Here is a 10,681-nt window from a genome sequence, read left to right on the forward strand (position 1 = left end):
TGGGACGGGAGGATGGCAGAAGGGGGATCGCGGAGATCTTTCTGCCGGGGACGGGAAGCTGACGGTCGTTGAGGTACCAGCCTTGTGCACCAGTGAAGACGGGCAATGCTTACGCGTGATATTTTGCGCGTTGGCCAGGGACCTGCAGAGAGGGCTCCACTTCGGCCGGGAGGGCGATCAGGGCCCGACGACGATCCTGAATGCCCTATCGGCGACGTCGGTCGCGGACGAATTCAGTAGGAGCTTCAGAGTGGCCCACACGGTCGCTCGACACGCTCCCCGCTAGGCTGACGCATGAGTAGAGTGTATTGTGCATGCATGCACGTTTTTACGTGCATCTACGCGGATGGCGACCTGCATGACGTAGGGTCTAGACCGGTCCCCGGCAGATGTTCCTGGTTGCCGTTTTTTGGCTCGTATTTGCTGGATAGAATATTTGGTCGAACAAAGCATGAGTTGAAGTATAGGTATGGAGAAAATCATCTTCTTTGGCGGTTTCGTTCTGATAGGCGTCGGTGTCGCGATGCTCGCGACCGACCATCTGGCCTTCGGTGCCGAAATCACTGGAGCCGTCGTCTCCTCCAGAACCATCCTCTTCCCCCTCGGCATTGCGGCGGTGCTCTTCGGCGGGATTGCCACGCTAGCATGCACGGTTGTTTCGATGGTGCGACGCCACAGATAGCCGACGAGAAATCCCAGTTTCCGGCTGGGCTGGTTCCAGGCAAAATCCTGTCCGCCCGCGCCCAGTCATCATTCTTCGCCTCATCCTCCGAGAGCGGAGCCCACGAAGAAAGCCGTGCTGGCAGAAGAAAGCTGTCGCCGCGCAGTTCTACCCAACAGGACCATTCTCGGTGGCACCGGCTAGCGGTGACGACACCTGGCAGCATCAGCGCCGGCGTTGATATCTGGGACATTGCTCTTGTATCCCCCACCCAAGGTCGAGGAGTGCGCCCGTGTGCATTCAGTGATCTTGCTATGGGCTGCGTGCTGGCGTCAGGCACCCATTTTCAGGGGCCTTCTCGTAACGATTTTATCTTGTCGATTGACAATTTAAGGGAGCAGAGTATCTTCAGTGCCGAGGAAGAAGCACACGTCGAAGGAAATCGAGGCCGTCATCCAAGAGCTCGAAGCGCTGGGATGGGCTCTTATCGAAGGCAAGGGGCACGCGTGGGGGATCCTCCGGTGCCCTGCGAACGATAAGGAATGCCGCTGCGGCGAGTTTTGCCAGATGTCTGTGTGGTCGACACCCAAGAACCCGCAGCAGTTTGCGAAGAAGATCCGGCAAAAAGCTCTGGCCTGCGTGAGGCTTGAGAAGAAAGACGAAGGAAAGTCCGATGGCTGAAGAATTCGAATTCGAACTGGTCTTCGCGCTCCCGGAAGGTGCGCACGACGCATTTGCGCTTTCCGACGCTGTCTTCGAAGCGGGCTTTGAGGATGCTCTCGTGGGCACCGGTCATGCCGGTCTGCTAGGTGTAGAGCTGGAAGCCGAAGGGGACGATGCAGAGAGCGTGATCCTTGAGACCGCGCGGGCGCTGATCAACGCGCTGCCGGCGGGCACTGTCCTGCGCGAGGTCCGGCCTGACCTGGTGAGTCTCGCAGATGTTGCCGAAAAGCTCGAAGTGAAGCGTCAGGCCCTTCAGCAGCGCAAGATGCCCCTCCCCGTCGCGGGCGGCCTGTACCGCATTGATGAGATGATCGAGGTGGTAATGGAGGCTTCCATGCCGAAAGAGGGCCAGCGCCGTCCTCGTTTTAACCTCGCTTCCGCTTCTAAGTGGTTTCGCGCGGGACCCGCTGCACGCCGCGTGAATGCTCAACTGACCATGCGTGAGATCGACCCCGCCACGATCGAGCGAACGCCCCGTTCCGATCACGAGGAACCTGCTGTCCTTCACCCTTGAAATGAGCTGGCATCTGACAGTGCTGTATCCGCAAGATGCATCCGTTTCAGGCCTTTCCCTTGTCTAACGGGCACGACGGCTAAGGAAGATCCAGGTCGATGGCCTCAGTGCCGCAATAGCGGCATCTGGCGCGAAGGTTCGCTCCATTCTCTTGGCCGCACATCCGCTGGACGCAATACAGAAGAAAACCCGCGATATTGCGGTGAACCATCGACCAACGCCGCGCCTGCCGCGAGCGCACGCATATCGCGCTCGCGGCAGGCAGTGTCCTTAGGCCAGTAGCCCCGCGTCGCTGCCCAGCGACAGGCCGATCGTCAGCGGATCATGGTCGGACGAGCCGAAGGCATGCGGCGCGTAGAGATCATCCACCTGATCCTCCGGCAGGAAGTCGGTCGTGTAGTCCAACACCGCCGCCTCGAGCGAGTTGATGTGCCACTCCGCCGCTCCAGTGACCTGCGCGGCAAGCGAGCCGCTGGCCAGCGCATAATCGAGCGCGCCAAAGGTCTGCGCTTGCGGCGCCGCGTCGAGATCGACGGGGAAACCATAGGAATACTCGAAGGCGTCGTCCTCGAGGAAGGCGGCGATCAGGTTCTGGTAGCCTTCGCTCTCGAGCAGCGCAATCGGGTCCTCCTTGGCGTAGGAGTTGAGATCGCCGATGATCAGCACGTCGCTGTCGCCCGAGCCCGTGGGGTCGGAGTCAAGCCAAGCGTCCAGCGCCGCGGCCGCCTGGGTGCGGGCCTCGTTGTTGTTGCCGGTGCCATCGCCGGTATCGGCATTATCCCCGAAGGGGCTGACCGAGCCCTTGGACTTGAAGTGGTTGACCGCGACGGTGAAGGTCTCGCCGCTGGCGATCTCCTCGAAGGTCGCGGCCAGCGGCACGCGACTGGTACCGGAGCCCTCGAACACCGGGTTGCCGGGATCGACCCCGAGCGCCGCGAGGTCGGCGTCGGTCAGGATCTCGACCGTGGTGCCAGAGGCGAGCCGCACTGCGTTGGCGTCGTAGATCATGCCCACCATGATCGCGTCCCCGCCGACGTAGGGCACGCCGCGATCGACGTACTGGTAATCGGCATCGGGCATCGCGACATTGAGCGCATCGACGATGTAGCCGATGGCAAACTGGCCGTCGCCGTTCTGATCACCGATCTCGTTCTCCAGTTCGAGCAGCCCGATGACATCGCTGTCGAGCGCGGTCAGCGCCGAGACCAGCTTGTCGAGCTGCCGCGCCATTTCCTCGGCATTGCTCGCACCGCGCACCTCGGCGCCGTCCGGCCCTGCCGTCAGCCCCTCATCTTCCAGCGAGGTGAAGAAGTTGAGCACGTTGAAGGAGGAAACGGTGATGCTGCCGCCCACGTCCGGAGCCTCGGTCTCGCGCGGAGTGGTGTCCTCGAACTCCGGCGTCTCGGTCGGGTTGAGGCGGTAGATCTCGTCCCCTGAGCCGCCCGACCCACGCGAGTAGCGCAGCACGCCGGTCAGGCCCTCGACCGTATCACCGGCGCCGAGCGCATCTTCGGCATCGAACTCTCCGGCGATCCGGCCGGTCTCGCCGGCGATCTCGAAGGGGATCACCGAGGGGTTCTGCTCGGTCGATCCGTCGTCGACGATGAGCGTGTTCTTCACCTGCTCCTCGATAAAGGCGGAGAAGCCCGCCGCATCGGACGTATTCGCCTGCGTGTAAGTCTCGACCAGCCCCTGCGCGTTGAGCCCCATGTCCCCGAAGCGGCCCAGCGTGTAGAGATCGGTGACAGTCATCTCCTGCGGCACGGTCACCAACATGCCTTCATAGGCCTCGAGATCGGCGATCAACGCGCCGTCCGAGTTGGTGGTCACCCCGGCCACGGGGAAGCTGATCTCGGCGGCGGTCGGAAGAGCGTTCCCACTGCCCGTCACCGCGATCGAGCTGATTGCCGAAAGTTGCGTCTCGCCGAAGTATTCCGCCACGGTGCCGGTCACCCGCACCCTGTCGCCCACCTGCACGTCAAGCAGCGGCGCACCGCCCTCGTAGACGAAGATGCCCTCCGAGCTCAGCGCGGTGCCATCGGCATCGGCGTCTTCTTCCTGCAGGAAGAAGCCATCGAGATCGCCGTCGCTGCCGAACGCCCCGTTCTGGAAATCGCCGACCACGATGGCCTCGATGGTGACCACCTGTCCCTCGAGTGCCGAGGCCGCGCCCGTGCCCTGCACCTCCGAGATCAGCGTGGTCTCGGTCGGCAGGGGCGTGCTGGCCGCCTCGCCCACCGCGAAGTCATCGATCTGCCAAAGCGAACTGTCGCCGGACCCGGTGCCCGAGGATTGGTAGCGGAAGGCGAAGTGGACGCTGCCTGCCGCAATACCCGACAGGTCGATCTCGCCCGACGCGGTCTCGGCGAAGCTGCCCGCGGAGGCAGTGTAGGGAAGTTCGGTCCAGGTTGCCGCCGCCGGATCGCCGCTGCCGCTGTAATCGGTGGAATAGAGGAAGGTCACCTCGGGATCGGCAATGCCGCCGTCGTCGTAGTTCTTGGCGCTGGCAAAGCGCGCCACCGGGTTCTCGAGTGCCGAGATGTCGATCAGCGGCGAGATCAGCCAGTCATCGGCTGCGGCCGCGTCGCCATAGGCGTTGACCGCAGCGAAGCCGTCACCGCCGTAGCTCGAGTCATACCAGCTGTTGGCCGTGTCGGCATCGCGCGAAACCACTTGCCAGTCGGCCCCGGCGATCTCGGTCTCGAAATCGAAACTGTAGGGTGCCACGATGCCCCCGCCCGTGCCGCTGTCGCCGTCGTTGGCCGCGCCGGGGGTCTCGGTGGCGGGGTCCGCCCAGCCATCGCCCGCCTCGTCGCGTTGCAGCGACAGCCCCGCCTCGGTCGAGGAACCTTCGGCAACGCCGATATCCGTGGAGGTCAGCCCCGCTGCGGTTCCATCCGCGGCGGTAAAGCTGCCCTCGTAGGACAGGAACTCGACCACCGTCCCACCGTTTACCAGTGCGATGCCATCCGGGCTGCCGTTCTGCAGCCCGTTGCTTGGCAGCTCAAGCAGGTAGTAGTCGTAGCCAGCCGAGGTAGAAGCCAGCAGACCGCTGAGCGAGAAGACCCCGTAGCGCGCCCCGTTCGAGCCGTTGTAGAGCTCGACCGCGGCTGCGGAGACATCCGTGCCCTCGACCACGCGCAGTTCGACGAACTCGCCGGCATCGGTGCCAGCGTTATCATAGTGCAACTCGTTGATCCGGCCGACGAAGGGCGGCGTGTAATCGTTGCTCAGCCCGCGGGTGTCGGCCTCGGTGACACTCCAGCCCTCGCCGTTCTCAGCACGTTCGAGCGCGGTGCCCACCGGCAAGTCCGCGGCCTCGGAGACGCCGATGTCGGTTGACGTCATGCCCTCGGCCGGCCCATCGCTGGCGACAAAGCTGCCCTCGTAGGACAGGAACTCGACCACCATATCGCCGTTGACCAGCGCGATGCCATCCGGGCTACCGTTCTGCAGCCCGTTGCTTGGCAGCTCGAGCAGGTAGTAGTCGTAGCCACCTGAGGTCGAGGCCGGGCTCCCTGGCAGGGCCAGCGTGTTGTAGACGCTGCCGTTCGAGCCGTTATAGAGCACCACGCCGAGCACCGACGCATCCTGCCCAGCACCGACGCGGACCTCGACGAACTCGCCGGTATCGGTGCCAGCGTTGTCATAGTGTAACTCGTTGATCCGGACCTCGATCTCGACCACGTCGGTCACCGTCACCGCGATATCGCGGCTGTCGCTGGCGCCTGCCTCGTCGCTCACAGTAACGGTGAGGTCATAGACATTGTCGCCATCCGCGTCTTGCGGCACCTCGAAATCTGGTGCCGCCGCGAAGGCCAGCGCACCCGTCCCGGCGTCGATAGTGAAAAGCGCGGCATCATCCCCAGAGAGGCTGAAGCCGAGCACATCTCCGTCGGCATCGCCCGCCGAGATTGCAGCTGGGATCAGAGTTGCGTTCTCGGCGAGGCTGAAGGCCGATGCCACGCTCAGAACCGGCGCATCGTTGCGGCCCTCTATCGTGATCGTCACCATGGCGCTGACGGTACTGCCGGCGCTGTCGGTCACCACGTAGCTGAAGCTGTCGCTGGCTTGCTGCCCTTCGGCCAGCACGTCGAAGAGTGTGCCCGGATCGTAGACTACGGCGCTGCCGTCGAAGCTGACCGCGGCCCCTGCGGCGCTGATGGCGTCGACCGAGGCGATGGTCAGCGTGTCGCCGTCGAAATCCCGATCATTGGCGAGCAGCACCTCGAGGCTGATTGCCAACGGGTCGTTTTCGCCGGTCGCGAACACGTCGTCGCCGGCGAGCACCGCGTTGTTGCGCCCGTCGGTATAGTAGGTGAAATCGTCGAACCGGAACGCCTCGATGGAAGCCAGATGCGCCGTCTGGCTGTCCGAAGTCAGCGTGAGCGTTTTACGCCCGACCGCGGAAAAGACATAGTCGTTGATCGAGCCTGCCAGCACCGCCGTGTCGACGCCCAGGCCGCCATCGACACGATCCTCACCGCCGCCAAGCTCGATGGTATCATCGCCAAAGCCGCCGTCGAGCGCGTCATCAGCCAGACCGCCAATAATGGAATCGTCGCCGAAGCCGCCGAACGCGCGCAGGGCCCCGCTGCCCGCGACGATACGATCATCGCCCCAGCCGCCGAACACGATGCCACTACCGCCGACCGACACCGTGTCGTCGCCAAGGCCGCCATGGACGATGGCGAATGCGCTGTCGGTGTTGATCTGGTCGTCGCCGAAAGCACCGAAGATGACATCGGTGCCGCGCTTGGAGGACTTCTCCTTCGACGCAGTCCAGAAGGTCTGATTGCTCACTGATCTTCCCCCAGTCCAAGTTGACGAGTGTTCACCTTCCATAAGTATGTGACTGTTTTATATGCCCCGCGGCTTTTGGGCGTCCAACCACCCTACATCCACCGGCAGTTTGTCGCCTCACACGGCCGAGCGGAGCGATCGGCAATAGGGATCAGCCGCCCTGCCGCAGGCGCAAGAACAAGCTGGCGCCGCTTGGCGTCCATTCAGGAGAAAACGGCTCTGCTCGTTTCATTTCTCCTTTCGGCGGTCTTGTCTGGCGCTCCCCCAAGCGTCATGAAACGGCAATCTTTTCCCACTAGGACGCCGCTTCTGTCATGAAAGGAGCAGCGCATGTCCAGGATCATCTTTCTGCACGGTCCATCGAGCAGTGGGAAATCCACGATTGCGCGCGCACTGCAGGCAAGGATCGAGTTGCCCTTCTGGCACATCTCGATCGACCATCTACGCGACGCCGGCGTGCTGCCCACTGAGCGATTCAAGGCCGGCGATTTTGATTGGCACTCCCTGAAGCCTGCGTTCTTCGCAGGTTTTCACGCCTCGCTCGCAGCTTATGCGGACGCTGGCAACAACCTGATCCTCGAGCACATCCTCGACGATGCGCGATGGCTTGAAGACCTTCGGCGGCTCTTCGCGCGGCACGATGTATATTTCGTAGGCGTTCATTGCGCCCTGCCCACTCTCATTTCTCGGGAATTGGATCGTGGTGACCGACCGGTGGGAAGCGCGCAGGCAGACTTCGCAACCGTCCATCAGGGCAAGCTCTATGATCGAGAGCTCTGGTCCGAACATGGCGTCGACCGTAATGTCGAGCTCATCCTTGACGGATGGCGCACCGGCCAGCGGCGCTCCAGCTTCGGATGAGCAGGCGCAAGTTCATCTTTCCAGGGCTCGGGTGCGCCAAGCCGCCCTCATTTTGTCTCCTGCCGATGCTTCTTGAAGAGGGTGGACTGTCGGTACTGGCGCTCGCCCGACACTTCTCGACCCAACCAGAGTGGCCTGGAGAACTCGGCATCTTCGCTCTCGAGTTCCACTTCGGCCAGAACCAAACCTGAATGAACACCGTGGAACTCGTCGACGGTCCACACCAGACCGTCGTGAGGCACAAAATGCCGGGATTTTCTCAAGATCGTGCCGTCGCAATGATCTTCCAGCAGAACCAAGCCATCACTTGCGGGGATCTCGTACTCGAATTCGTCCCGCGTAAACCCCTTTTTCGGCCCCTTCACACTGAGCGTGGCTTTGTCATCGCTGAAGCGCACGCGGATTTTTCGACCATCGCGGAACGCCAATAGACCGTCCCGGATCTCGACCGTGTGGGTAACGGCGTCGCGCCATGTGTCCGCTATGAGAAGGAATTTCCGCTCAATTTCCTTGGCCATGCTCGCTCCGGTATCGAGGGGCAACCGTTACCACCGGCGCCTTCGCGGCTCTCTTCTCATTCGAGCGTCATGCCGTAAAGCCCGCAACACTCTCGGCCGCGCGACTTCGCAAAGCGCGTGCGTCAGGGACTATCTTCGTTCTGCATGCGGCTTTGCCTCTCAGGTGAGCGCCTCGCCTATGATCGGCAAAGTCGTCAGGTGTTTGTCGATGGCCTCCACCACGTCGCTTCCCATCGGAAGATGCGCCTTCTCAGTGGCCCATCGATCCATGAAGAGCTCGACAGTTTCGCGTGCAGTCTCGATGACCAGCTTTCTTGGCAGTGCAGCCTTGCTGGCAAGATGTAGAAGCTCGTCTTCCGTGAATTCGTCAAACCGCCGTGTGCGGCTGAAATTCAGGGCCGATTGATCGCCCGGGAGATAGGGGATCGTCGACACGAAATCATAGGCAGGTGAAAGCTTTGCATTCCGCTGGTCAGGATAGATGAGGGACCAGTTCTTCAGGTGCATGTCACCATTGCCAATGAGGGTATTGAACGTCAGGCGGCGGATGAACTCAGCGATATCCGCGTGATCGGACTCGGCCGCAATAACCGCAGCAATGTTGCGGTTGCTTGCTTTCTTATATTTGCTTTCGGCATAGACACCATAGACTTGGGCAAAGTCTTCGATATGGACGGATGTGCCATCTTCGCGGCGGTCAAAGCGTTCAATAATAAAAGCTTTGTCGCCAAGGTGATCGATGCCATCTGGCAAGTTTTTGATACCGCCGATATCCACCAGATCAATGGCTGGGACATTTATCCCTACCATACGGGCAAGCGACATTATGGAAAATTCGTTTTCGGGGACCCCACGGTACTCTTGAGACGGCAGCTTGATGATCCAACCTCCGCCGATGCCACTCGCCGGGATAGTCAGGCCACCTGCGGCGTCGATGACGGCCGAGAATTTTAGCTGCACGCCAGCAAGCGAGAACCGCAGAGCATTTTCATGCGCGTTGTCACCATCACCCTCGGCGGCAGCATCAAAATCATCGGTCAACGGCCATGGGTCATCATCAGACGCTTCGACGGTCACCGCGCCCGGCAGGTCTCGACCAAGAGCTTGGATCAGGAAGAACTCGCGCTTCTCGTCGATGCTGGCCCTTTCTGCGAGATAGCGTCGAAGATGCCCTTCAGGGAGGAGGTTCGAAAAGAAGGGCATAAGCTTCATCTTGACCGGCGAGAAATCGGTGATGAGCTCGCCATACTGGTCTTTAAAATGCAGGCCGAGCGTCGCCCGGTCCGGGTCGTTGATGTATGCGTCGGTGAAGGCAAAGATCGATCGCTCATCACCAAGATGGGTGAGCGTCCCGATTGGCTCGCCATAGAGCTTGACGGTCATAACAGAAATATCAGGCATCATCATCCTCATCAAGCGAGTAGGCCGGACGAGATGGTGCGACGCCGGTGTCGGGATCCTGCTCATGCAAAGCCCTGTTGCGGATGGAGGTCATCAGCTTGATGCTCTCGTTGAGGGCTGTCAGTTCCTTCGTGGGCTTGCTGATTTGCTCTATCGTCTTTCGAAGCTGCTTGAGCGTTTCAGGATCGAACGTGGGCACACGGACCCTGTGCAGCTCAGAAAAGGTCTTCTGAAGCTGGTTGAGGCCTTCGAGCTTGGGCACGGTGACCTGGAGGCCACGCACGGTCTCGCCGATGCGTTGCATTTCCTTTTGTATCGCGACGACGTTTTGGCGGTTTGCGGCTGTTGCGTCGCGGCTGATGGAGCGGACGGCCGGCACGGCTTTGCGGGGGACAAGGGTGAGCTCCAAGTCAAGGGCATGGGCAAGCGCGACCAAGCTTGAGAGGCGTAGGTCGACCGTGCCAGCCTCGATGCGAGAAATCTGTGCTTGGGGCACGCCAGCCAGATCGCTCAACTCGCGTTGGCTTAATCCCTTGGCCTTGCGCGCCGCCTGCAACCGCTCTGCTATGTCTACAACGTCGTAGCTCATCTCAATGTTCTTTTCTGCATCAACTCTTGCCTATGATATCTTTACATACATCATCACGCAAGGCGACCCGAAGTTCTGATGCATATTTCTACATCTCAGATCGCATTGATGTACTATTCGACATCATATTTTTGATGGAACTTCGCCGCGTGCTCCCACAGCGTTGGGCAAAGCCCCACGCCTTGAAACCTAAAGGGGTCTGCGTCCGCCGAAGCCCTCAGGACATTTCTTTGCCGGAGAAGGGAGCCTGCCGCTTACGCGGCCCCCTTGCCTGCCTCCACGAGAGGCTGAAGCCCTCGACCTGCGCGACGTTGAACGGTGTAGCCCTCCATGAAGAGAATAGAGCGCTCAGCCTCAAGAGTTACAGTTGCATCTACGCGGCGCAGCGGCCAGGGATCGGCAGAGAAAGCGCCCGTTCCAAAATCGCCTTTATCCTCCCCCCCGATATTCGGCGCCCTTCTCTCTTCGGCAGGCGACCCATGGAATTCGTCTTTCGATTGGCGCTCCAATATGTCGGAAATAAGGCACCCTCCCCATCTTCTCTTTCGTTCAGTTGAACCGTTTGCCTGACGACTTCTAAATGGCGCAGTCTTTTTTACCCCAGTTGGCGC

8 protein-coding genes are annotated in these 10,681 nt (G+C 61.1%); 4 read left to right on the top strand and 4 right to left on the bottom strand.

The features are described from left to right. The first annotated feature begins 469 nt into the window (after window positions 1-469). From ACXAD2_RS28315 to ACXAD2_RS28325, 3 genes are all read left to right on the top strand, one after another. Window positions 470-682, top strand: a complete 213-nt coding sequence (locus ACXAD2_RS28315; RefSeq protein WP_475178448.1) for a hypothetical protein — start codon at window positions 470-472, stop codon at window positions 680-682. Window positions 683-1,072: 390 nt separating this feature from the next. After that, window positions 1,073-1,342, top strand: a complete 270-nt coding sequence (locus ACXAD2_RS28320; RefSeq protein WP_475178451.1) for a hypothetical protein — start codon at window positions 1,073-1,075, stop codon at window positions 1,340-1,342. Continuing rightward, the gene (locus ACXAD2_RS28325) at window positions 1,335-1,898 is read left to right on the top strand and encodes a hypothetical protein (RefSeq protein ID WP_475178453.1); all 564 of its coding nucleotides are present in this window, start codon (window positions 1,335-1,337) and stop codon (window positions 1,896-1,898) included. The genes ACXAD2_RS28320 and ACXAD2_RS28325 overlap by 8 nt, the downstream gene beginning before the upstream one ends. A gap of 270 nt (window positions 1,899-2,168) precedes the next feature. Here ACXAD2_RS28325 and ACXAD2_RS28330 read toward each other — a convergent pair whose 3' ends face one another. Then, window positions 2,169-6,701, bottom strand: coding sequence for an ExeM/NucH family extracellular endonuclease (locus tag ACXAD2_RS28330; protein ID WP_475178455.1), 4,533 nt, complete (start codon window positions 6,699-6,701; stop codon window positions 2,169-2,171). Between the two features lie 330 nt (window positions 6,702-7,031). Between ACXAD2_RS28330 and ACXAD2_RS28335 the strand changes: the two genes are divergently transcribed. Then, window positions 7,032-7,562, top strand: a complete 531-nt coding sequence (locus ACXAD2_RS28335; RefSeq protein ID WP_475178458.1) for a chloramphenicol phosphotransferase CPT family protein — start codon at window positions 7,032-7,034, stop codon at window positions 7,560-7,562. Window positions 7,563-7,609: 47 nt separating this feature from the next. Here ACXAD2_RS28335 and ACXAD2_RS28340 read toward each other — a convergent pair whose 3' ends face one another. The 3 genes from ACXAD2_RS28340 to ACXAD2_RS28350 form a co-directional block, all read right to left on the bottom strand. Then, window positions 7,610-8,080, bottom strand: a complete 471-nt coding sequence (locus tag ACXAD2_RS28340) for a CYTH domain-containing protein (protein ID WP_475178460.1) — start codon at window positions 8,078-8,080, stop codon at window positions 7,610-7,612. Window positions 8,081-8,239: 159 nt separating this feature from the next. Beyond that, entirely contained in the window at window positions 8,240-9,481 is a 1,242-nt protein-coding gene (locus tag ACXAD2_RS28345) for a type II toxin-antitoxin system HipA family toxin (RefSeq protein WP_475178462.1), read from the bottom strand. After that, a complete protein-coding gene (locus ACXAD2_RS28350; protein ID WP_475178465.1) occupies window positions 9,474-10,070 on the bottom strand; it encodes a helix-turn-helix domain-containing protein in 597 nt (198 codons plus the stop codon). Before ACXAD2_RS28350 ends, ACXAD2_RS28345 begins: the two co-directional genes overlap by 8 nt. Between the last annotated feature and the right edge of the window lie 611 nt (window positions 10,071-10,681).

This window comes from Salipiger sp. ABN3_019 (assembly GCF_056158605.1).